The sequence below is a fragment of the uncultured Desulfovibrio sp. genome, from assembly GCF_910584445.1.
Taxonomy (GTDB): Bacteria; Desulfobacterota; Desulfovibrionia; order Desulfovibrionales; family Desulfovibrionaceae; genus Desulfovibrio.
Window position 1 is genome coordinate 120,557 of record NZ_CAJUBO010000002.1, and the last position, 23,327, is coordinate 143,883.

Genomic DNA, 23,327 nt, shown 5'->3' on the forward strand with positions numbered 1-23,327 from the left:
GTATCAGTGCGTCGCGGTCCGGAACCGATGCCTGAACATCGGTTCGGCCTCCAGCACATCCTTGCTGGCATAGACCCGCAGCCGCGCCGAATCGTAAATGTTCACCAGATCCTTGTGGGCATCAGCCAGCCTGATGGCTTCAGCGGGGGAGACCTGCAGACCGTAGTCCCCGCACAAGGGAGAGATCGCAATTACGGTGCCGCTGAGGGGTTTTTGCAGCAACCTGGCATGCAACAGGCTTCTTCCCGCATGCAGTGCCATGCGCGGCCCAAGGCCGGACTGGGCATACAGGGCAATTCCCTCCGGCAGGTTGCGGCGCAAGGGGGCGATTTCTTCATTCAGACGGTCAAGCTCCGCACGCTGAGGAGAGGCGAGAAGGCGCACCGAAGTGAGGAGGGGATTGTACCACCCCGAATTGGAGGGCAATGCCACGAGCCAGTACAGGCAGCTTCCTGCCAAAAAGATCCGGCGCCATTGTTTCGCCGGCAGCTTCCGTTGCAGCCAGGACATTCCATATGCCATTGACAGCAGCAGGAAGATGGAAGGCAGATCCTCATACTGCCCCTTGAGATCGTACATGCCGCTCGTTCCTGAGACCAGCGCCATGCCCAGATTCGGCAAGGCGCAACTCGCGCACAGCAGGGCTTTTTTGCCACAAAAGGGCAAAAAGCAGGAAAAAGCGCAGATCCAGAAGAGGAACTGGAGCTTTTGCGGCCAGTCAGCCAACGGGTCGATGCGCGCCATCATCACATAGGGCGTGTTGAGGAGTCCCGCGTACTGCCGGAGCAGGGGCAGCAGGAGCTGGGTGCTGCCGAAAAACCAGATCGCCGAGAGCGCGCAAAAGGCGAGACCCAGCTTTTTCTCCCCCAGCAGGAGGCAGGCGTACATGCCAAGGCCGAATACCGCCACTGACGCGCGTTCCTGTCCAAGGCAGATCATCAGCGCGCAAAGCACGGCTCCCGCCGTCCAGCGCTTGTGGAGACAGAGCAGGGCAAGGGCAAGAAAAGGGGAAACCAGGGTCGTGAAATGCGTCTGCCGTGACCATGCGGTGATAAACGGCCGGTAGAAGAAAAAGAGCAGGAGAAGGCATCCGGCTGTCCAGAGCCATCGCCCGTCGCCTGTATCCCTGCCATAGATCTCCCGGACCAGGCGCGGCAGAAGAAAGGCCACGGCCGTGACGCTGGCGGCATGCAGGCAGCTCAGGGTGTATTCCGAGGGGAATACCTTGAACAGAGGCGCCAGTAACAGTGAGAGAGGCGTAAAATGATGCGCCCAGAAAGGGCCATTGCTCTCGAAGGCGAAAGGGACGCTCCAGTCCAGCCCCTGGGCTATGCGCCATGGCTGGGTAAGAAAATAGCTGAAGTCCCAGTCATTGAGGACGAAATAGTGTAGCTGCAGAAGACTCCCGAGGAAAAAGCACACGCCATAAGCCAGAGGCAGATACCATAGAATGCAGCGTTCCATTCTTGCGGATGCAGGCGTTGCCATGTTGCTGCCGTTCCCTTGCTTCACCCGATTTGCACAGACGGACGACCAAAGTAAATCTGTATGCTATTTTTTTGCCATACGCCAGCAAAATGTTTTGCGCGATGCGGAAGTGCCGGGTGCCCCGGGTGCCGTTGACAAGGGGCGCCGTGTCGGAACATAGTCTGGAAAAGAGAAAAGCTTGCGCTGAAACCGCGCGGCGGCCGTCAGTGCCCACTGCCCTTCGGTCTCTGTTCGCGCATCCTCACACTTCGCGGGGCGCCCATGATCCGCATTCAGGAAATCCTCGACAAAGTTTCCGCCAATAACAAAAACGCCAATCTGGAGCTTATCCGGCACGCGTATATCTATGCGGCCACAGCGCACGCGGGGCAGACGCGGCTTTCGGGCGAACCCTATCTTTCCCATCCGCTGGCGGTGGCCTCCACGCTTGCGGAAATGGGATTCGACGAACCCACTGTGGCGGCGGGGCTGCTCCATGACACGGTGGAGGACACCAAGGCGACCATCGAGGAGATCGACGAGAATTTCGGCGAGGATGTGGCCGATATCGTCGACGGCGTGACCAAAATCAGCATGATCCCCTTTGAGAACAAGGAGGAAGCGCAGGCCGAGAACATCCGCAAGATGATCCTCGCCATGAGCCACGACATGCGGGTGCTGATGGTCAAGCTGGCCGACCGCCTGCACAACATGCAGACCCTGGACTTCCAGAAGGCCCACAAGCAGCGGCGCATCGCCCAGGAAACCATGGATATCTATGCGCCGCTCGCCAATCGTCTGGGCCTCAACGTGCTCAAACGGCGCCTGGAGGATCTGAGCTTCAAGTATCTGCGCCCCGACATCTACAATCAGATCGACCACTGGCTGGACACGCATCAGGTGGTGGAAAAGCACATCATCGACAAGGTCGTGGACCTCATCCGCGACCTTCTGACCTCCAATGCCATCGAAGGCCAGGTGTACGGACGCATCAAGCACAAATACAGCATTTACAAGAAAATGCAGTCCCAGTCCCTCACGCTTGACGAAATGCACGACATCATGGCCTTTCGCGTGCTCGTCAAGGACATCAAGGACTGCTATGCCGTGCTCGGTCTCGTCCACTCCCAGTGGAAGCCTGTGTACGGGCGTTTCAAGGACTATATTTCCATGCCCAAGGCCAACGGGTACCAGAGCCTGCATACCACGGTCATCGGTCCCGAAGGCGAACGCATCGAGATCCAGATCCGCACCGAAGAGATGCACCGCCAGGCCGAGCACGGCGTGGCCGCGCACTGGCTCTACAAAGAAAAGGGGCGCGTCAACAGCAAGGATCTGGAACAGTTCTCCTGGCTCAGGGAGATTTTTGAACGTCAGGGGGAAGAGGCGGATTCCCGGGAGTTCATGCATTCCCTGAAGATGGACCTGTTCAAGGATGAGGTCTATGTGTATACGCCCGCGGGTGACGTCAAGGAACTGCCCGAGGGCGCCACGCCGCTTGACTTCGCCTTCCACATCCATACCAAGGTGGGCCAGCACTGCGCCGGCGCCAAGATCAATGGCCGGCTCATGCCCTTGGGCACCGAACTCAAGAACGGCGACATCGTCGAGATCGTCACCGACCCGGCGCGCAATCCCAACCGGGACTGGCTCAAGCTCGTCAAGACCGCCCGGGCGCGCAGCCGCATCCAGCGCTACCTCCGCACCGAGGAGCGCACCCATGCCGTGACCCTTGGCCGCGACATGCTTGAAAAGGAAGGCCGCAAGGTCAGCCTCAATGTCGGCAAGGCCCTCAAGGAGGGGCACCTTGCCCTCGTGGCCCAGGACCTGAACTTTGAAAGCGTGGATGACCTGGTGGCCGCCGTGGGCTACGCCCATGTGACGCCGCGCAAGGTCCTCAACCGGCTGTATGCGGTCCTGCACCCGGAGGCGGTGTCCCAGAGCGCGCCGGAACCGCCGAGCGTCAAGGAAAGCAAGGAGGCGGCTCGCCGCAAGACCGAAGGGGTCGGCATTTCCGGGGTTGACGGCGTGCTCATGCGCTTTGCCAAATGCTGCAATCCTGTGCCGGGCGATCCCATCATCGGCTATATCAGCCGGGGCATGGGCATCACCGTTCACCGCGCGGACTGTCCCAATGTGGCGAATATGGAGCCGGAACGGCTCATTTCCGTCCATTGGGAAGGGACGGAGGCCGAACAGCCCTATGAGGCGGGGATCTTCATCATCGCCCAGAACGTCGCCGGCGTTCTGGCCCATGTGGCGCAGGTCATTGCCGACAGCAGCATCAATATCACCGGCCTGAGCATGGATACCCAGGTGGACGGCAGGGCGCGCCTGCGTTTCACCGTGGAGGTGAAGAGCGCGACCCAGCTCTATCAGCTCATTGAAGCCATCCGCGCATTGCCGGACATCCTTGAGGTGGTGCGCGACACGGAGGACGCCTGAGCCTCCGGCTCGCGGAATGCGAACGCCGCAACGCCGCCGCGGGATGCTCCCCTGCGGACGATGACTTGCAAATTCGCGCGGTACAGGCTATGAGCAGAGGCTGCTCCTGAAACCATGAGCGCAGTTGCCGGCCAGTACCGGCGCCATCCTACACCTCTGGAGGTGCGTTTTGTTCGAATCCATCGCTTTCGCCATGGGCACGCCCCAGGCCGGGGGCGCGGCTCCCGAAGGCACGGATATGCTCATGCAGTTCCTGCCGCTCATCCTCATGTTCGTCATTTTCTGGTTCCTCCTCATCCGGCCGCAGCAAAAACGGGCCAAGGCGCACAAGCAGATGCTCTCCGAGCTGAAGCGCGGCGACCATGTGGTGACCTCCAGCGGCATCATCGGCAGGATCCTTGAAATCGACGACGAGCAGGTGCTGCTCGAAAGCGGCGACTCCAAGCTGCGTATTTCGCGGGCGGCCGTGGGTGGTCTGATCCAGGCCAAAACGGCTGCCGACCCGGCGGAAAAGAAATAGCGGGCGGCTCCGTCCGCACAGTGCCGGCCGCATGGTCGCGCGTTCCCGCATGGGGGACGCGCGCCGTCCGGTCGTGGTCTCCCGTCATTTCCGGCCGTATTGGCCGTATTCTGGAAGGTGAACAATGGGTCTGCGGTGGCGACTCGGCATTTCCGTGCTGGTTTTTCTGCTCTGCCTGGTCTATGCCCTGCCGAGCATTCCGGGCATCGGGACGGCGCTGGAGCGAATCTTGCCCTCCAGCCGGATCAACCTCGGCCTTGATCTCAAGGGCGGCATCCATCTCACCCTGGGCGTTGATGTCGCCAAAGCCGTCAGCAATGCTCTTGCCCTTGCCGGGCAGGATGTGCGCCGCCTGGCGCAGGATGAAAAGATCGTCGTGCTGCGCCCCCGCGTCGTGGGTGGCACGACGCTGGAATTTGTCCTGCCGCGCGCCGAAAACGAGACAAAGCTCCAGGAGCTTCTCGCCCGGCACTTCCCGCAGCTTGAGGTGGACGCGCCCCAACGCGGCGACGCCGGCCAGCTGCGCTATGTGGCGCGTTTCACGTCGGAGGAGGTCTCCCGCCTGGAGACCATGGCCTTGGACCAGGCCTTGCGTACCATCCGCAACCGTATCGACCAGTTCGGCGTGGCCGAGCCGGATATCCGCAAGCAGGCGGGCAACCGCATCCAGGTGCAGCTGCCCGGCATTTCCGACCCCCGCCGCGCGGTGCAGATCATCGGCCAGACGGCCCATCTCGAATTTCATCTTGTCCGCGACGATGTGGACCCGGGCAAGGCCGTGCTGCCTTCCGGCGTGGTCGTGCTGCCCCTGCTTGAGACAGGCGCGGGCCAGAAGCAGGAGGCCCAAAAGGAAGGGCGCATCGCCGTTGAAAAGGACGCCATGCTCACCGGCGAGGATGTGGCCGATGCGCGGCCCGCGTTCGACCAGATGAATCAGGCCTATGTGACCCTGAATTTCAACAGCCGCGGCGGCCGTATCTTCGAACGCGTGACCGGCGAAAACGTGGGGCGCCGGATGGCAATCGTCCTTGACGGCAAGGTCTATTCCGCGCCCGTTATCCGCGAACGCATCGGCGGCGGCAGGGCGAGCATTTCGGGCAACTTCACCACCGCCGAAGCGCAGGATCTTGCCATTGTCCTGCGCGCGGGTTCCCTGCCGGCGCCGGTCTCCGTGCTGGAAGAGCGCAGCGTCGGCCCCTCCCTGGGGCAGGAATCCATCGACAGCGGCGTACGCGCGGCCCTGGTCGGCGCGGCCCTGGTCATCCTGTTCATGGCCGTCTATTACGGCATGAGCGGCGTCATCGCCGACATCATGCTCTGCTTCACCATGCTCATCGTCATGGCGGGCATGGGGGCCTTTGGCGCGACGCTGACGCTGCCGGGCATTGCCGGCATCGTCCTGACCATCGGCATGGCCGTGGACGCCAATGTGCTCATTTACGAACGCATCCGTGAGGAACTGCACCACGGACTCACGCCGCTGGCGGCGGTGAAGGCCGGCTTTGACCGGGCGACCATTTCCATCACCGACTCCAACCTGACGACCATTATCGCCACAGTGGTGCTCTACCAGTTCGGCACGGGACCGATCCGCGGTTTCGCGGTCACGCTCTCGCTGGGCATCATTGCGTCCATGTTTACGGCCATCTTCGTTTCGCGGTCCATTTTTGAGGAATGGGCCAGGCACTGCGGGCCAAAGGGCATCAGCATCTAGGCTCCACATCAGGAGCGGCAGCATCCGGGCGCGGTCCGCCAGGACCGCCGGCCGGGCGCACATGGAGAACCCACCATGGGCTTTGCATTCATCAGGCATGACACCCATATCGACTTCATCGGCAAACGGCACTGGGCCTATGCCATTTCCCTCATCCTCCTGCTGGCGGGGCTTGCCTCGGCGTTATGGGGCAACGGACTCAAGCTCGGCATCGACTTTGCGGGCGGCGTCATCGTTCAGGTGCAGTTTTCCAGGCCCGTGGAGGATGAGGCGCTCAAGAAGAGCCTCAATATCCCAGAACTCCCCGGCATTTCCACCCAGCGCTTCGGCGAGGGCGGGCGGGACTATCTGCTGCGCTTTTCCAGCTCCGAGACTGGCGACGCATCGGCATTGCGTACCAACGTGATCAAGGCGCTGGCCCAGGCGTTCCCCGACAATCCCGCGGAGATCCAGCGTCTCGAGGTGGTGGGGCCGAAGGTGGGCGATGACCTCACCAACAAGGCGCTCAGCGCCCTCTATTATGCCGTGCTGCTCATTGCCGTCTATATTTCCGGCCGGTTTGAGCAGCGCTGGATGGCCGCGGCCATCATGGCCGCCGCACTCTGGGGCGGCATGTATCTTTTCAGCTTCACCTCCATCGGCATGGGCTGGCAGGTCATGGTGGCGCTTGCCATCACCCTGGTGGTCTGCTTTGTGCTCAAGCTGAATTTCGCCCTGGGCGCCGTGGTGGGCCTGTTGCATGACGTGTTCATCACTGTCGGCCTGCTCTCCATCCTGGATGTGGAGATCGACCTCAATGTCATGGCCGCGCTCCTGACCCTGGTGGGCTATTCCCTCAACGACACCATCATCGTCTATGACCGCTTGCGGGAAAATCTTCGCGCGGCCCCCCAGATGGACCTTGCCTCGCTGATCAATCGCAGCGTCAACCAGACGCTTTCGCGCACCATCCTCACCAGCGGCACCACCTTCGTGGCTACGCTTTCCCTCTTCCTGCTCGGCGGCGGGGTGATCCATGATTTTGCCCTGACCATGCTCATCGGCGTCTTCGTGGGCACGGCCTCGTCCATCTATGTTTCTTCCGCCATCCTCTTGGCTCTGGGCGATACGGATTTTTATGTCCGCGCGCAGGAAAAGGAAAACTACGAACGCCCGGGGGAACACGGCATCGTCTAGAACGGACATTTCCCTTCGTCCGCCGGGCGAAGGATCTCGAATCTCCGGCCCTTCCGACCGCTCCTGGGGACTCTCCGCAGGGGCGGTCTCGTTTTCTCAGGCGAAAAGTTTGTTTTGCCGCGCAGGGGATATTGACGCGGACTCAATCGGTCTTAAGGTACTAGACATGGAGTGGTGCGCCGTTCTTCGCGGAGCAGGCACCCTTTCCAGTGGATGCATCCACAGGAACTCCGGCCCGGCGTCGGGGTTCGCAAGGGAGAAAACGAAACATGGCTGTCTCATATAAGGATTATTACAAACTGCTTGGTGTGGAGCGTGGCGCCAAGGCCGAGGACATTTCCAAGGCCTACAAGAAGCTTGCCCGCAAATACCACCCTGACCTCAATCCCGGCAACAAGGAAGCCGAAGAAAAATTCAAGGAGATCAATGAGGCCTATGAGGTCCTCAAAGACCCTGAGAAGCGCAAGCTCTACGACCAGCTTGGCCCGGACTGGCAGCATGGGCAACAGTTCCAGAACGGTCAGGGCTTCGAGAACATGCACTTCAACTTCAATGGGCAGGATGTCAACGGTTCCGACTTCTCGGATTTTTTTGAGAGCATTTTCGGGGGCGGTGGCCGGAGCGCGCGCGGCGCCCAGTTCGGACCGGACCCCTTCGGCGGCTTTTCCTCCCGTCCCCGGCGGGGCAGGGATGTGGAAGCGGAACTTCCCCTCACGCTTGAGGAAGTCATGCGTGGCGGCAAGCGAAACGTGACCCTTCAGATGCCGCAGGGACCCAAGACACTGGAAGTCAATGTGCCCGCGGGCATCCGGGAGGGGGCCAAGCTCCGCCTTTCCGGCCAGGGAGACCCCGCGCCCGGCGGGACCCCCGGCGATCTTTTCCTTCGCATCCGGTATCAACCGCATGCCCGGTTCAAGGTGGATGGCGAAAATATCCACTGTGATGTCGCCCTGGCCCCCTGGGAGGCGACGCTCGGCGCCAAGGTCCCCGTGCCCACACTGGAGGGCGAGGTGGAACTGAACATTCCCGCCGGTTCCAGTTCCGGGCGCAAATTCCGCTTGCGCGGCAAGGGCCTGGGCACTGCCGCAAAACGCGGCGACCTGCTCGTCAGGGTGATGATTCGGGTCCCTGCCGAGCTGACCGCCGAAGAGCGGGAGCTTTGGGAGCGGCTTGCGGCGACCTCGACCTTCAAGGCACGCGCCTGAGAGGGCGCCCGGTGTGAACAGCCACGCGCAGGCTGCGGGCTGCATATTCCGAGGATGGAATCATGAGCATGACGAAAAAATCTTCTTCCCTGCCGACGCCGTCCAGGGTGCTCGCCTGGGAGGAATTTATTGAAGTGACCGGCATAACGCCGGAGCATTTGCAGGAACTGGTGTCTCTGGGCTGGATAGAAACGCGCATCAGCGCCTCCCAGGCCCAGATGTTCCACGATGCGGACATTTATCGGGTACGCAAGCTGGAACGCATTTGCGGAGATTTTGAACTGCCGGTGGTGGGTGGAACCATCATCGTTGACCTGCTGGAACGCATCGACCGCCTGGAGCGGATGGTGCGCGACCTGCACGGCCTGGAGGACTGAGTCCTGCGGGCGCCCGTCCCCCGGGACGGGATTTACCAGAAGCAACCGGTCCGGCTGGCCGCCAGAGCGTGACAGTCAGGACAGGGTGGGGAGTAGATATGGACATCAACAAGTTTACGGAAAAAGCCCGTGAAGCCATTGGCGAAGCGCAGACCATCGCCGCCGGGCTGGGCCATCAGGAAACGGATTGCGAACATCTCGCGCTTGCGCTGGTGCAGCAGGAAAAAGGCATCGTGAGCGCCGATCTGGAGCATATGGGCATCCAGCCGCGCGCGCTGGCCGTTGCGCTGGAGACTTCGCTACGCAAGCGGCCATCTGTTTCCGGCGGCGGGATGGACCCCAACAAGATCATGATCACCCAGCGCCTGGCGAAGATCCTTGGTGACGCGCAAAAAGACGCCCAGCACCTCCAGGATGAATTCGTCAGCGTGGACACGCTCTTTCTTGCCCTGACGGATGTGGAGCCGTCCTCGCCGCTCGGCGAGGTCTTCAAGGAATACAAGATCACCCGCGCCACCTTTTCCAAAGCCATGGAAGAGATGCGCGGCGGCGCGCGCGTGACCAGCGCCACCCCGGAGGATACCTTCGAGGCGCTGAGCAAGTACGCCCGCGATCTTGTGGAAGCCGCGCGGCAGGGAAAGATGGACCCCGTCATCGGGCGCGATGCGGAGATCCGCCGCGTCATCCGCATCCTTTCGCGTCGCACCAAGAACAACCCCGTGCTCATCGGCGAGGCGGGCGTCGGCAAGACGGCCATCGTTGAGGGACTGGCCTTCCGCATCGTCAAGGGCGATGTGCCCGAGGGATTGCGCGGCCGCAAGATCTACGCCCTGGACATGGGCGCGCTCATCGCCGGCGCCAAATATCGCGGTGAATTTGAAGAGCGCCTCAAGGCCGTGCTCAATGAGGTGGAGAAGAGCGAGGGGCAGATCATCCTTTTCATCGATGAACTCCATACCATCGTGGGCGCCGGCAAGACGGAAGGCTCCATGGATGCGGGCAATCTCCTCAAGCCCATGCTGGCGCGCGGCGAACTCCACTGCATCGGCGCCACAACGGTGGACGAGTACCGCAAGTACATTGAAAAGGATCCCGCTCTGGAACGCCGTTTCCAGCCCGTCCTTGTGGAAGAGCCGACGGTGGAGGACGCCATCTCCATCCTGCGCGGTCTCAAGGAGCGTTTTGAGGTCCATCACGGCGTGCGTATCAGCGACTCCGCCATCGTGGAGGCCGTGGTGCTCTCCAATCGCTACATTCCCGACCGTCAGCTCCCGGACAAGGCCATCGACCTCATTGACGAAGCGGCGGCTATGATCCGCACCGAGATCGATTCCCTCCCGGCGGACCTTGACGAAGTGAACCGCAAGGTCATGCAGCTGGAGATCGAACGGGAAGCCCTGCGCCGTGAAACCGACAGCGCTTCGCGCGAGCGCCTGGAAAAGCTGGAAAACGAGCTTGCCGAACTGCGTAACGAACAGGCGGCCATGCGCAAGCAGTGGGAGAACGAAAAAGGTTCCATCGACAACGTGCGCGAGATCAAGGAACAGATCGAGCAGACCAAGCTCGCCATCGAACAGGCGGAACGCGCCTATGACCTCAACCGCGCCGCGGAACTCAAGTATTCCAGACTGCTTGAACTGGAAAAGAAACTGGCGGAAGTCTCCGGCGAAAAGCAGGCTGGCGATGGTCCGCGCCTGCTGCGTGAGGAAGTGCGCCCGGACGATGTGGCCGAGATCGTTGCCAAGTGGACGGGCATCCCCGTGACCAGGCTGCTCGAATCCGAGCGGGAAAAGCTCCTGCGCCTCGGTGAGCAGTTGCACGAACGCGTGGTGGGCCAGGATGAGGCCGTCACCGCCGTGGCGGATGCCGTGCTTCGCGCGCGCGCGGGACTTGCCGACCCCGGGCGGCCCACTGGCTCGTTCATCTTTCTTGGTCCCACAGGCGTCGGCAAGACGGAGCTTTCCAAGGCCCTGGCCGAAGCGCTGTTCGACACCGAAGACAACATGGTGCGCCTCGACATGAGCGAGTATATGGAAAAGCATTCCGTCTCGCGTCTCATCGGCGCCCCTCCGGGATATGTGGGCTATGACGAGGGCGGCCAGCTTACCGAGGCCGTGCGCCGCAAGCCGTATTCCGTCATCCTGTTTGACGAGATCGAAAAGGCGCACCCGGATGTCTTCAACACGCTGCTCCAGCTTCTGGACGATGGGCGCCTTACGGACAGCCAGGGCAGAACGGTGGACTTCCGCAACTGCATCGTCATCATGACCTCCAATATCGGTTCGGTGCACCTGCTTGACGGCATTGCCCCTGATGGCACCCTCAAGGAAGGCGCGCGCGAAAAGGTCATGGAAGATCTCCGTAACCACTTCAGGCCGGAATTCCTCAACCGTGTCGATGAAACTGTGGTCTTCCTGCCGTTGCGGCGCGACCAGATCGGCAAGATCGTGGAATTTCAGCTGCGCCGCCTGCGCGCGCGGCTGGAAGAGCGCAAGATCAGGCTGCACATGAGCGATGCGGCGCGGGACTTCGTGGCGGAAGCCGGGTATGATCCCGTCTATGGCGCGCGGCCGCTCAAGCGCTACCTCCAGCATGCCGTGGAAACCCCGCTGGCGCGTGAACTCGTCAGCGGCAAGATCCACGACGGCGAGGAAGTGCATATCGAGGTCAAGGATGAAAACCTGGTGTTTGAAGCCAGACCGGCCAAGGCCTGAACAGAACAGGAGCGGCGGTGCCGCATGACATGAACAGAAAAGACCCCGGTTTTGCCGGGGTCTTTTTGTGGTGCGGACATAGCCCTCGCCGGTCGGGAGGGATCAGGCGCGGCCGCGCCGTCCTCAGAACTGGCAGAGGCGCTGTGCCGGAATGATGGTGAAATTGTGGCGGTTGAGCAGGTCCACCGCCTCGTCCACCTTGTCAAAACGGAAAATCATGACGGCGCGGCCCAGTTCCCGCTGCACGAAGGCATACATGTATTCCACATTGATGCCGTTGCTGGAAACGAGTTGCAGCACACTGTCCAGGCCACCTGGCTCGTCCGGCACCTCCACGGCCACGACGCTGGTGCGGCCGAGGGTGAAGCCTTTCTCCTTGAGCACGTTCTTCGCTTTTTCATGATCACAGACGATCATCCGCAGGATACCGAAATCAGACGTATCCGCCAGCGAAAGCGCGCGGATATTGATGCCCGCCTCAGCCAGGGTGTGGATCACCTCGGCAAGGCGCCCGGCGCGGTTTTCCAGAAAAACGGACAGTTGCTCTGCCTTCATGGCGCAATCCTTTTGGGGTGTCACGGGGTTAGGCCTTGTGGGTATCGTCATGGCCCGCAGGGGCCTTCTTTTCCTGTGCCGTGATGTCTATCTCATCCGGCTCGGACGAGGCGCGACGAAAATTCCTGATGGCCCGGCCCAGTCCGCCGCCGATCTCCGGCAATTTCTTTGCGCCGAAAATCAGCAGGACAATGAGCAGGATAAGCAGGATCTGGTTGGGGCCGATACTGAACATGCGGATGCCTCCGACGGGGTTTGCTGAAAGGGCGGTGCCTTTGCTGCCAAACATACGGCGTCACCGTCCCAAGGTCAAGGCTCCCCTCTCTCTTCCGTTGCATGTGTACGGCGCGGAGCCGAAAGGCCATGATCGCCGCCCGCGGGAGGACCCTCCTTCCTGAAGCGGAGAGGAAGCCACGCAGGCCGGAGATTGCCGCCGGAAGACCACTTCGTCGAGAGGCCAGGACTCATCCGCCATGCGTCAGCGCTGCCCTGTGTCCGTGGCCTTTGCGTGCCTGACGCGCTGTCGGGGCATGACGGAAGGCGTTCACGGACGTCCGCACCTTTTGGGGGGCATTGGGCTGCCGAAAGCCTGCCTCGAGCAGCCTGCGCGCGGCGGCATCCCGCCGCTCACGGCTTGAGGCGCCAAGCACCACCGCAAGGAGCCTCGTTTTGCCCCTGGTGGCCGTCACGACAAGATTATAGCCGGACGCGACCGTCCAGCCGGTTTTCAGCCCGTTGACCCCGGCCATGGTCCCCAGCAGGGCATTGGTGTTCCGCATGGTCATGCCGCGATGCAGAAAATAGCGCATGCCGTGAAAGCGCATGGCCCGCGGATGCGCCTTGAGATACGCCTGGCAAAGCCGCATCATGTCCCGGGCGCTGGTCTTCTGCCCGGGCGCGGGAAGCCCTGTGGGGTTCTTGAATGACGTGCGTGTGAGTCCCAGACGCCGCGCCTTGCCGTTCATCTGGCGCACGAACGCGCGCGTGTCGCCGCCAACTTTTGCGGCTACGGCCATGGCCGCATCGTTGCCCGAGACGACAGCCATACCCGCGAGCAGGCGCACAAGAGGCACCCTGTCCCCGGCGCGCAGGTGCATGGAAGAGCCGCCAACGGCGGCGGCCCCGGAACGGACGGGGATCTTCGTATCCAGCCGCAGACGTTTCGCCTGCACCGCATCCAGCGCCAGGTACATGGTCATGATCTTTGTCAGTGATGCCGGCGGAATGGCGGCATCGGCATTTTTTTCATAGAGGACGCGGCCGGTGCCGAGGTTGACGAGGATGGCGGAACGCGCCGGCAGGCCGGAGGCCGCCGCCGTTGCGGGAAGCAGCGCCAGACACAGGGCCGGGAACAGCAGCCACCCGAAGCATCTGGCGGAAAAGCGGCGAAGATACCGGCGCATGGACGCTTCAGGCCTGTGGCCGGTAGTAGCGGTTGCCTTCTTCCACAGCCTGCATGGCAAAGGCCAGGATGACCGGCCCGGCGATAAGCCCCACCGGCCCGAAAGAAGTCAGGCCGCAGAGGATGGCGAGGATAAGGACCAGAAACGGCGCCTTGATGCCCTGGCGAAGAAAGAACGGCCGCAGCACATTGTCCACCCCCGCTACGGCCAGGGTGCCCCAGAGCGCAAGCCCGATGGCGGCCATGGTTTTGCCGCTGAACCAGAGGGAAATGCAGAGCGGACCCCAGACAAGGGCCGTGCCGACCACAGGGATGGGCGCCACCAGCGTCGCCAGCATGCCCCAGAACGCGGGCTGATTGACGCCGGCCACGGCAAAACCGATGCCGCAAAGCGCGCCCTGCGCCAGCGCCACAAGGACGATGCCGAGCATGATGGCCTTGAGCGCGCGGTGGATGGTCGAAATGAACCGGCCCAGAATGCCGTGGGGGATGTGGAAAATGCGGCAGGTCACCTTGCGGATGCGGCGGGAATAGATGGTGAACAGCACAGTGAGCGTGAGAAAGAGAAAGGTCGTCCAGAAGACGGTCATGGTGCCGCCCACAAAGCCGAAACTTCTGCTCACGAGCATGCTCACCGCATCGCTGAACAGGGTGTCGAGGTTGACGATCGCCTCATTGAGAGCCTTTTCGATATTCGGATACTCCGCCAGGCTGCGGCGTATGGCATGAAGATACTCGAGCCAGTGCGGCGGAAGCTGAAAATTGTTGGCCTGAAGCTCCCGCAGGCGGGCGAGACCGGCAACCGCCTGGGGCGAGACAAGAAGCACCAGAACGGCCACAGGGGTCACGAGAGAAGAGATGATGACCGCCACATAGCCGCCAAGGGGCACATAGCTGGACAAGGCAAGAAGCAGGCGACGCCGCCGGGAATCCGGGGAACCATGTTCCAGATGTTTGCGCCAGATGCCGGTCTCCCGCCGGAGGCGGCGGTAGAGCGGAAGCGTCAGGCAGGAAAAGCAGGCGGCCATGAAGATGGTGATGGGGTTGGGCCAGAGAAGCATGTACAAAGCCAGCGCAGCCAGCAGGTAGAGCAGACGCGGCAGGGAGAAGGTCATAGACGTTCCTTGAAAGGATATATGTGGTGCGGCGGGCCTGCGCCGGCGCGGAAACGCCGGCTGATGGCGACACGGGGCCGGGGGGAGATGCCTTGCCCCGGTTTCCGCCGAGAAGGGAAAAATCTACCAGTCTTGGCCCTGTCTGCCAAGTGCCGGCCGCCTTCGCAGCGGCATGCCTTCAGGAGGCGCAGAGGGGCGCGTAGGGGCACCAGCGGCAATGGACATCCGGGCGGCCGGCAAACCGGGGGGCGTATTCCATGTGCCGCAGCAGGAGCGCGAGCGCCACTCCGCAGCCGGAGCGGGCGGCCTTCAATTCCTCGCCCGCAAGGCCGTCAAAAAGCGGGTGCTCCTCGCCCCTGTACCGAAGCTCCACCAGGGCGGCATCGCCCACGGCATCGCCTTCCCGGCTTTCCAGCATGGCTATATAGGCCGGGAGCTGCATGCTCGGCAACCGCTCGCGCAAGGCCTCAAAACCCGCTTCCAGACGCGCCAGGGTCCCCTCATCAGGAGATACGCAAGGTCCCGTGCTGTCGGCCAGCGCACAGGCAGTGGCGGCTTCGGCAAAGAAGGCGTCGTCACTCCAGAGGGCAAAATCATGTTTCCTGATACTGCCGGTCTTGTAATCCAGCACATGCAACAGACCATCGCGACGGTCGAGACGGTCAAGGATGCCGGTAAAGGAATAGGAGCGCCCCGCCAGGGAAAGTTCGGCATCGATACGTTGCTCCAGGGCGACGATGAAGGTCTCTTCGGGCTGATGTTCAAGAAACTCCCGCAGGCGCACGGGGACAGCGGCCTCAAGCATGAGGCGGGCGTCCGCCGGGAGCAGGTCGCGCAGATCCGCCGCGTCGAAGGCTTCATGAAAGCAGGCGAGAGCGCTGGCCTGCGTGATGTCGCCCCTGCAGACCTTTTTGCCGAGCCAGGGCGCATAGAGCGCGCGCAACGCGGCATGGAGGCAGGTGCCCACGGCGGCGGGGTCATCGCCCTCATTCACTTCCTGCCGTGGCCTGAGACGGCACAGGGTCTCCCAGACAAAGCGCAGGGGGCAGCGCAGATAGACATCGAGCCTGCTTGCGGAGAGCGGCTGCCGCAAAAAGGCCGCCATGGCCGCATCCAGCCGTGGCGTGCGGCAAAGGAGCCGGGGTTCTCTGGGGGATTGGCGCACCTCGCAGGTCGCCGCGCGCAGGGGGGGAGTTCCCGGCGCCAGCAGATGGTTCTTGCGGCGCTCCACATCCCAGAGGAATTCCTCCACAAAACGGCTGCGGAGTTTCTTGCCGTCAAAAAGCGCGGAATGGCTCACGCCCTCCTGCCAGTAAAAATGCGCCTTGCGGGCGCTCGCGCAAAGCCTGTGCAGCGTATAGGCCGCCACGCGTTCACGGCGGCGCGCATCCGGCAGGCCGAGCACGGCCCGGAGAGGATCCGGCAGGAGCGGGTCCTGGCCGGGATTTCCGGGCAGGACATCGTCCGTCGCGTCCACGATGAACACGCGGTCGAAATGCAGCAGGCGCGTTTCGAGCATGCCCAGCACCTGAACGCCCACAAGAGGGTCCGCTTCAAAGGGGATGCGTTCGCGCTCCAGCAGCTGACGGGCGATGCCATACAGCAAGGACGGCGGAAAGGCTTCCGACGCCAGGGCATTTTGCCGCAACTGCGGCGCCACATGCCGCATGAGCCGGAACAGGGCTTCGGCGTCCAGGGGAAAACGCCGCCATATATCGCCGCCATGCGCGATCAGAAACTCATGGATATCGCCAAGCCATGCCCCGAGGCCCGCAGTCGTCTCCACCTCGCGGAGGGCGTCGATGGCCGTTCCCAGGCACTGCTCCAGAAGATCGGCGAGAGGGCGCGGCAACTGCTGCCGACAGTCGGCAACGCAGGCGGGGAGGTCAACATACCGGCTCCCCTGACGGATGAGCGCCTCCAGGCGGCGCAGGCCGTCGCGCAAGGCAAGGGCCTCTCCATCCTCCGCGCGGATCTGGAGCATGTTCAGGTAGGGATGGCGCAGGACATGGAGCAGGGCGCGCCAGTGATACCGGCCGTCTTCCGCGCGGCCTTCCGCCAGCCGGAAAAGGGCATCCACAAGACGGAAAAGCGGCGAGCGCGCGAGTGGATAGCCCATGGAAACATTGACGTCCTTTTCCGGCAGATGGTGCAGCACCGGCATGAGCAGTGCGCTGTCCGTCAGGACGACGGCCGTGGAGGCGGCGTCACCATGGCCCAGGTCGGTAGCGAGGGCCTCCAGTTGGGAATGGAGGTCATAGCCGGCAAAGAACTCCAGGTGCGGCCTGTGACGCGCATCTTCCGCAGAAAGGGGAAACGCCGCTTCGGCGCGCGCATGCCAGCGGCGCATCCAGGCGCTCTGTTCCGCGCAGGACCAGTGCGGGCCGACGGCTTCCAGCAGGTTGGGATCGGTATGCAGGCAGACCCTGGCCCCGGCCCGCCACAGGGAACGGAGCAGCGTATCCTCCGTTCCGCTCAGGACGGAAAACCCGGCGATGAAAACCGGCCGATCCTCAGCGGGAAGCAGGAGCGGCGGAATTTCGGAAGCGCTACGGGCGGCCAGGAACTGTTCCAGACCGGGGGTGGTCCAACCGCGCCCCTCCAGTTCCGCGCGCCAGGCCCGGCTTATCCTGCCCAGCGCTCCCAGCAGGGCGGCGGCCGGCGCCGCCACCTCGCTTTCCAGATGGGCCAGATCCGCAGGCTCTAGCCCATGGGTGAACATCTCTTCCAGAAGCGCCGCCAGGCGCAGTCCCCACGGGAGGAAGCGGGCCATGTCCATGCGCGCGAAACGCGCCTCAAGGGCGGCGTCCCCGCGCGCGAGGCCGCGCACGCATTCGTGCAGAAGCGCCCCCTGATCCAGGGGATTGGCAAGGATCTTCGCCCTGCCGCCCGCCCCGGCGCGCCACTGCGCGACCAGCTCGCTGAAGGGGAGGGTCCTGGGCAGAAGACCATGGTGCCCGCGCTCGGCGAACAGCCGCACGATATAGCGCCAGGGACGCTGGTGGGGGACCACGATGAGGGCATTTCCCGGATGGCCGCCGCTCAGCCGTTCCACCGTGTCCACGAGGTCCGGCAGAAAGGGGCGCTGCCAGGGAAAGATCAGGAAGGGATGCATGCTCATGGCCGCCCTCCGTCATGCACGGGGGAGACAGGCGCCCCGGCTGGCGGAAGAAGTGCGGCGCAGTCCGGCACGAGTGCCGACAGCGACTCGCGCGTTACCAGTTGAAAACGTTCAAGATCAAGATAGATCAGGAGGCCGCGGATCTCCCCGCGGTCATGCCCCCCGGCCAGACTTTCCAGATACCGGCGCACCTGCCGCGCATGTTCGGGGTCCGGTTGACCGCTCTTGTACTCAATAATCAGTGTCCCCCAGGGTTCGCGCACCAGCAGATCGACCCGGAGCAGGCTGCCGTCCGCCGCCAGCAGCGGCTGTTCAGGGCGCCCGCAGGAGAGCCAGCGGGCGGACTCGGGCAATGCGGCGAACCAGGCAAGGGCGTCAACGAGTCCCGACCGGAATGCGCTGTCCGCGGGAACGGGCGCTTCGCTGCACGCAAGGGCCGCGTTCACGGCGGCTTCGGCATCCCGGCGGGCATCTCCGGAGCAACGGAGCCGCTCAAGACACGAGTGCAGGAGCGTTCCGCGATCTTCCGGACGAAAGGACTCCAGGGAGAGCGGATTGCGGAAAATTTTCAACCGCGGGAGCCACTGCATGGGGCGCCAGTTTTCGCCGCCATCCTCCGGCATGGCCGTGGTGCCGGACTCGGCGTCGGCGGAGAGGACGGCATCGGGGCGAAGGGAGGCGGCGAGGCGCTCCGGGGCTTCGCCATCTTTGCCGGGGGCATTCCCTTTCGCTTCAGGCCCGGGGCGCGTGGACTCCGGCGTCCCCAGAGAGAACGGCGGCGCCAGTTCCGCGCGCTCCCACAGGAGATCCAGCGCCTTGCCGAGGGACGCGAGCTTCTCAAGCGCGGGGGTGCCGGTACGGAAAATGTGCAGTTCGTCCCTGGCGCGGGTGAACGCCACATAGAGCAGGTCCAGAGCCTCGCACGCCTGAGCCGTCAGATGTTCGTAATGGCGGGCGCCGCAGATCCTGCCGCCGGGCACGGCCAGCCGCAGGCCGTCATATTCGACCACCTCAGGATGTCGGGACGGCTGGATGGTGAAACTCGTCCATGGCACGATCACACAAGGCGCGGCAAGTCCCTTGGCCTTGTGGATGGTCATGACGCGCACGGCATCCATGCCGTTGGGCATGGGCGCCTTTTCCTCCCCGCCATGACTGCGCCAGTGCTCAAGAAAAGCCCCCAGCGAGGCGAATCCCTTTTCCTCGGCGTTTTGCAGGACTTCCAGGAAACGGCGCAGAAAGGTCCGGTCCTCCGGAAAACGCGCTTCCGCATCCAGACGCAGCACCCATTCCCGCGTGGCATCGTAGGGCGTGAGCAGGGCGGACTGCGTATGGAACGGCGCGAACAATCGTTCCCACACTCCGGGCCATGCCCGCCGGAATCGCTGGAATAACGGCCCTGCGTCGGCTTCCGCGCACCAGTCGTGGAGTTCTTCCCACGTTATCCCCTCCGCCAGGGGATGACCGCGGACGAGAGAACCCGTGAGCATGGTCCAGAACGCGATGTCATCTTCCGGTGTGTCCAGAAAATCGAGAAACGCCACGACCTGCGTGATGAGCGGATGCTCGGAGAGGAGCAGGCTGTTTTCCGTGATGACAGGAATGCCTTCGCGCGCGAGCGCCTCGGCCACAAGACGCCCGTTCTCGTTGCTCCGCACAAGGATGAGGATGTCCGAAAGGGGACGCCGGGGAATGATGTCCTCGCGCAAAAGCTCGCAAAGCCGGAACAGGACGGCTTCGCGCAGTTCGTCCGCGCGGTCGGCATCAATGCGCTCCGCATGGACGAAACCGCCGTTGTTCTCCGTATCCGGCGGGCATTGCTGCTCGGCGCGGGCAAAGGCTCCGGTGAGGCGCCGCACCGCGGCGTCCAGCTGTTCCGGCGGCATATCCGGCACAAGCGTTTTCAGAAGCTCCCGCGCGCATTCTTCCTGCGCCAGGGGAGAAAAAACGCGGTTATTGTGCGCCACGATCCGTTCCCGGCTGCGGCGATTGTAGGGCAGATCCTGCGTGTGGGGATCAGCCAGCCGGGTAAGCCCGGTATCCTCCAGAACGGCATTGAACAAGGCCGGATCGCCGCCCCGCCAACTGTAAATGGATTGCTTGACATCCCCCACCCAGGTGAGGGAACCGCCGCGCGCAAGGGCGTCCGCCACCAGGGGGCGCAATGTCTGCCATTGTTCCCGGCTCGTGTCCTGAAATTCGTCCACCAGAAAATGCGTGAGCCGGGAGCCGAGCCGGCAGAGCGCATCGGAAACGCCATGCTCGCCGGAAAGCGAATCCGCGGCCCAGCGGGGGATAAGGATCCCCGGTATCCAGCCTTCCTGTTCCCGGTTGAGAAGAAATGCCTCCACAAGCGTCTGCGCCAGGCGCACAAAGGGAAGCAGACCAAGCGCGGGGAGCAGATGCTCCCGACATTCCCGGCAGCGACGCGCCGCCTCGGCAAAATGCGCGTGGGCCGCCACCACGGAAGGAGGCACAGAACATTTTTTGAGGAACAACGTTGCGGCATCCGGCGTGGCGGCGGCGCGCGCGTCACAGCGGTCAAATTTTCCGTCGGCGATGGCCGAAACGACGCTCAAGGCGGGTTTCTTCCAGGTGACGCCGGCCGCTTCGGCCGCGGCAAGGAACTGCCGGGCCGCTGCGCGCGCGGCTTCCTGAGAATCTTCAAGTTTTCCATTAATTTCTGTTTCGGAAGCAAGGCCCTCCAAGCGCCCGCGCAGGACATCGTCGATGACCAGGCGCAGCGGCTGCCGGAGCTTTTCGCCCACAAGAAAGCCCCTGCTGTCGTTTCTGGCCGCCAGGGCGCGGCAGGCGGAGCGCACCAGGTCGCGCATGGCCGCGTCTTCCCGCCAGGCATGCTCAAGCACAAGGTCATAATACGGCGCGAGCGCCTCTTCCGTGGCAAAGACTGGCTCGAAATCCGGCGGCAGGCCGAGGTCGAGGGCGGCGGAACGCACGATGAGGTGGAGAAGACTGTCGATGGTCCGGATATTGAGCGAACTCATGTCGCGCAGGACAGCGTCCACCCAGCGGCGGGCCTCCTCGCGGGAAAACGGCACACCTGCATCAGGTGTGCCGAGCGCCGCGTTTTTCAGCCGCCAGAGGACGCGCTCGCGCATTTCTGTTGCCGCGGCGTTGGTGAAGGTGATGGCGATGATATCGCCCCAGCTGTGGCCGCCGGGGTCAAGCGCGCATGCCGCCGATGCCCGGCCGCCGTTGTGGCCGCACTGGGCAAGGCGCTCAAGAAATCGCCGCGTCAGCTCCCAGGTCTTTCCGGACCCTGCGGACGCCTGTATCCGGCAAAGCCCGGAGTTGCCGTCGGACTTCACGCCGGTGGAAGCATGCCCTTGAGCATGCCCTGGCCGGTGGATTCCAGCACCGCGCGCCAGAGATCGGAATAGATGTTCAGGCGGCGCCGCGTGCGGGTCACGAGCTGGAGCGGAAGATGCACATAGCGCTCCTGGATCTTGCCGACCACCATCTCCGTGCGGCCGGCCATGGCCGCATGCACCGCATATTGGCCGAGAAAGCCGCAATAGACCTTGTCGCCCGCCTGGGCGGCCACAGAACGGATGATATAGCTGGGGTCGATGTATTTGATGGAATGTTCCACCTTGCGCTCGCGCAGGTAGCGCGAAAGCTCCATCTTCAGCAGATCTGCCACGTTGCCGAGCACCCGGTTGCCCGAGGCGTCCGTCTCGGTGTGGTGCGCGAGAAGGTGCTGGCCGGCCCCTTCAGCGGTGACGATGACGCAGTGGCCGCGTTCGCGCAGGCGTTCCTCCACGGCCGGGAGCAGGCCGCCCGGGCCTTCGAGGCTGAACGGGGCTTCCGGGATAAGGACAAAATTCACTTCCTTGAGGGCCAGGGTGGACTGGGCCGCGATGAAACCGGATTCGCGCCCCATGAGCTTGACCAGGCCAATGCCGTTGGGCGTGCCGCAGGCTTCGGTATGGGCGCACTCGATGGCTTCCGTGGCCTTGAAGACCGCCGTCTCGAACCCGAAGGACTGCGGGATGAAGTTGATGTCGTTATCGATGGTTTTGGGGATGCCGATGACCGAGATCTTCAGCCCGCGCTTGCGGACTTCGGAACTGATAGCCATGGCGGCCTTCATGGTGCCGTCGCCGCCGATGACGAAAAGGGCGTTGACATTGCTGCGCTCAAGGGTGTCCACGATCTCATCCGCGGGCTGGGGTCCGCGCGAAGAACCGAGAATGGTGCCCCCGAAACGGTGGATGTCCGCCACCACCGAGGGGGTCAGCTCCATCGGGGCATGGGCGTACTTGGGGATGAAGCCTTCAAGGCCGTAGCGGATGCCAATGATGGAAGGGACATGGTAGGCGTGGTGCGCTTCCATGACGATGGCGCGGATGACATCGTTGATGCCCGGGCAGAGACCGCCGCAGGTGACGATGGCGCACTTGGCGCGCGAGGTGTCAAAATAGAGCTTGCGCCTCGGGCCGGCCGCCTCAAAGCTCACACGGCACGGTTCGGTGCCGCCGTCGCCCAGCTCCTCGTCTATCACCACCTGGATCTTTTTGTTGTCGGCCCAGGTGCGGTAGGGGAGTTTTGACTCCAGCTTGCAAGGCCCCAGAGTGGAAATGGAGGTATCCAGCGCGCATTTTTCCATGTCATTCCTCGTGGATGTTCGCCCTGCTCATTAAAAGCAGGCACTGCAGGACCCGCAAGGGTCCTGTGGCGGCCTGGCCGCCCTGAGTGCGCGGAAAACCGCGTTTTTCCGCGAACGATCCTGCCAGGGCGTGCACACGTTCATTGCGAAAACGCTTCAGGCATCGGCGCCTTCCGCCGCCTGCGTGGTCATGGCCGCGATGGCGAGCGCCAGAAAGGCGTCAAGCTCAAGGCCCGCCTCGGCGCATTGCCGGATATTGTCACGGTTGACCGAGGCCGCGAAGGCCTTGTCCTTCATTTTTTTCTTGATGCTTTTGGGTTCCATGCCTTCAAGGCCCGTGGGCCGCATGCGCGCCGCCGCGGCGATGAGTCCCGTGACGGTTTCACCGCAGCGCAGGGCAAAGTCGAGCCGGCTTGCGGGAACGCAGCCAGTCATCTCGCCATTGTGGGCGCGAATGGCGGCAAGACAGGTCTCCGGCAGCTTTCCGGCGAGCAGATCCGCCCCGTCAAGGCCGTGACGGTCGGGGTGGTCGGCAGTGGACGGATAGTCCACATCGTGCAGCAGGCCGGTAAGCCCCCAGGCTTCCTCATCCTCGCCAAAATGGCGCGCCAGGGCGCTCAGGACCGCTTCCGAGGCCAGAGAATGCTGGAGCAGCGCCGCGCTCAGCCCCTGCCGCGCCAGAAGTTCCAGCGCTTCCGTTCGTGTGATCATATGTCGTCCTCGCCTGAAAAAAACAGTTTACGGCAGCAAGGGGGGGCTTGACAAGTGCGGCGCCCCTTCTGAAGCGGGCATGGCCTGTCCTGCTGTTGACAGGCGGCGCGATATGGTCGAAATATATCCCTTCAGTTCTGGCACGCTGGACAAGGTGCCGATTCTCTAGCCACGT

At 63.2% G+C, this 23,327-nt stretch carries 16 protein-coding genes; 7 read left to right on the forward strand and 9 right to left on the reverse strand.

Going from position 1 to position 23,327, the window contains the following annotated elements; genetic code table 11:
• Positions 1–3 precede the first annotated feature (3 nt).
• On the reverse strand, positions 4–1,488 hold the full coding sequence (locus QZ294_RS01555) for a DUF2079 domain-containing protein (protein ID WP_297045705.1): 1,485 nt from the start codon (positions 1,486–1,488) through the stop codon (positions 4–6).
• 261 nt (positions 1,489–1,749) lie between these two features.
• On the opposite strand from QZ294_RS01555, the gene QZ294_RS01560 reads away from it, so the two are divergent.
• The 7 genes from QZ294_RS01560 (at position 1,750) to clpB (ending at position 11,618) form a co-directional block, all read left to right on the forward strand.
• On the forward strand, positions 1,750–3,912 hold the full coding sequence (locus tag QZ294_RS01560; RefSeq protein WP_297045707.1) for a bifunctional (p)ppGpp synthetase/guanosine-3',5'-bis(diphosphate) 3'-pyrophosphohydrolase: 2,163 nt from the start codon (positions 1,750–1,752) through the stop codon (positions 3,910–3,912).
• Positions 3,913–4,105: 193 nt separating this feature from the next.
• Positions 4,106–4,432 (forward strand): preprotein translocase subunit YajC, encoded by a 327-nt coding sequence (gene yajC, locus QZ294_RS01565; protein ID WP_297045959.1) that lies wholly within the window; start codon positions 4,106–4,108, stop codon positions 4,430–4,432.
• A 124-nt stretch (positions 4,433–4,556) separates the two neighbouring features.
• Positions 4,557–6,146: a protein translocase subunit SecD gene (gene secD, locus QZ294_RS01570; protein ID WP_297045710.1), complete on the forward strand. Its 1,590-nt coding sequence runs from the start codon at positions 4,557–4,559 to the stop codon at positions 6,144–6,146.
• A gap of 75 nt (positions 6,147–6,221) precedes the next feature.
• Positions 6,222–7,322 carry a protein translocase subunit SecF gene (gene secF / locus QZ294_RS01575; protein WP_297045713.1) on the forward strand — a complete coding sequence of 367 codons (1,101 nt, stop codon included), beginning with the start codon at positions 6,222–6,224 and terminating at the stop codon, positions 7,320–7,322.
• A 269-nt stretch (positions 7,323–7,591) separates the two neighbouring features.
• Positions 7,592–8,527: a J domain-containing protein gene (locus tag QZ294_RS01580; RefSeq protein WP_297045715.1), complete on the forward strand. Its 936-nt coding sequence runs from the start codon at positions 7,592–7,594 to the stop codon at positions 8,525–8,527.
• Between the two features lie 62 nt (positions 8,528–8,589).
• The gene (locus QZ294_RS01585; RefSeq protein WP_297045718.1) at positions 8,590–8,904 is read left to right on the forward strand and encodes a chaperone modulator CbpM; all 315 of its coding nucleotides are present in this window, start codon (positions 8,590–8,592) and stop codon (positions 8,902–8,904) included.
• Between the two features lie 98 nt (positions 8,905–9,002).
• A complete protein-coding gene (clpB, locus tag QZ294_RS01590; RefSeq protein ID WP_297045720.1) occupies positions 9,003–11,618 on the forward strand; it encodes an ATP-dependent chaperone ClpB in 2,616 nt (871 codons plus the stop codon).
• Positions 11,619–11,741: 123 nt separating this feature from the next.
• Here the strand turns inward: clpB and QZ294_RS01595 are convergent, their stop codons facing one another.
• From QZ294_RS01595 to QZ294_RS01630, 8 genes are all read right to left on the reverse strand, one after another.
• Positions 11,742–12,173 carry an ACT domain-containing protein gene (locus QZ294_RS01595; RefSeq protein ID WP_297045723.1) on the reverse strand — a complete coding sequence of 144 codons (432 nt, stop codon included), beginning with the start codon at positions 12,171–12,173 and terminating at the stop codon, positions 11,742–11,744.
• A 28-nt stretch (positions 12,174–12,201) separates the two neighbouring features.
• Positions 12,202–12,408 carry a twin-arginine translocase TatA/TatE family subunit gene (locus QZ294_RS01600; RefSeq protein WP_297045726.1) on the reverse strand — a complete coding sequence of 69 codons (207 nt, stop codon included), beginning with the start codon at positions 12,406–12,408 and terminating at the stop codon, positions 12,202–12,204.
• A gap of 229 nt (positions 12,409–12,637) precedes the next feature.
• Complete coding sequence (locus tag QZ294_RS01605; protein WP_297045731.1) at positions 12,638–13,576, reverse strand: D-alanyl-D-alanine carboxypeptidase family protein; 939 nt, start codon at positions 13,574–13,576, stop codon at positions 12,638–12,640.
• Positions 13,577–13,583: 7 nt separating this feature from the next.
• On the reverse strand, positions 13,584–14,690 hold the full coding sequence (locus QZ294_RS01610; RefSeq protein ID WP_297045735.1) for an AI-2E family transporter: 1,107 nt from the start codon (positions 14,688–14,690) through the stop codon (positions 13,584–13,586).
• A gap of 178 nt (positions 14,691–14,868) precedes the next feature.
• Positions 14,869–17,811, reverse strand: a complete 2,943-nt coding sequence (locus QZ294_RS01615) for a PD-(D/E)XK nuclease family protein (RefSeq protein ID WP_297045739.1) — start codon at positions 17,809–17,811, stop codon at positions 14,869–14,871.
• Positions 17,808–21,140 carry an exodeoxyribonuclease V subunit beta gene (locus tag QZ294_RS01620; protein ID WP_297045742.1) on the reverse strand — a complete coding sequence of 1,111 codons (3,333 nt, stop codon included), beginning with the start codon at positions 21,138–21,140 and terminating at the stop codon, positions 17,808–17,810. Before QZ294_RS01620 ends, QZ294_RS01615 begins: the two co-directional genes overlap by 4 nt.
• Positions 21,137–22,441 (reverse strand): ATP-dependent 6-phosphofructokinase, encoded by a 1,305-nt coding sequence (locus QZ294_RS01625; RefSeq protein WP_297045745.1) that lies wholly within the window; start codon positions 22,439–22,441, stop codon positions 21,137–21,139. The genes QZ294_RS01620 and QZ294_RS01625 overlap by 4 nt, the downstream gene beginning before the upstream one ends.
• A 156-nt stretch (positions 22,442–22,597) precedes the next feature.
• Positions 22,598–23,152 (reverse strand): HDIG domain-containing metalloprotein, encoded by a 555-nt coding sequence (locus QZ294_RS01630; RefSeq protein ID WP_297045747.1) that lies wholly within the window; start codon positions 23,150–23,152, stop codon positions 22,598–22,600.
• Positions 23,153–23,327: the final 175 nt, after the last annotated feature.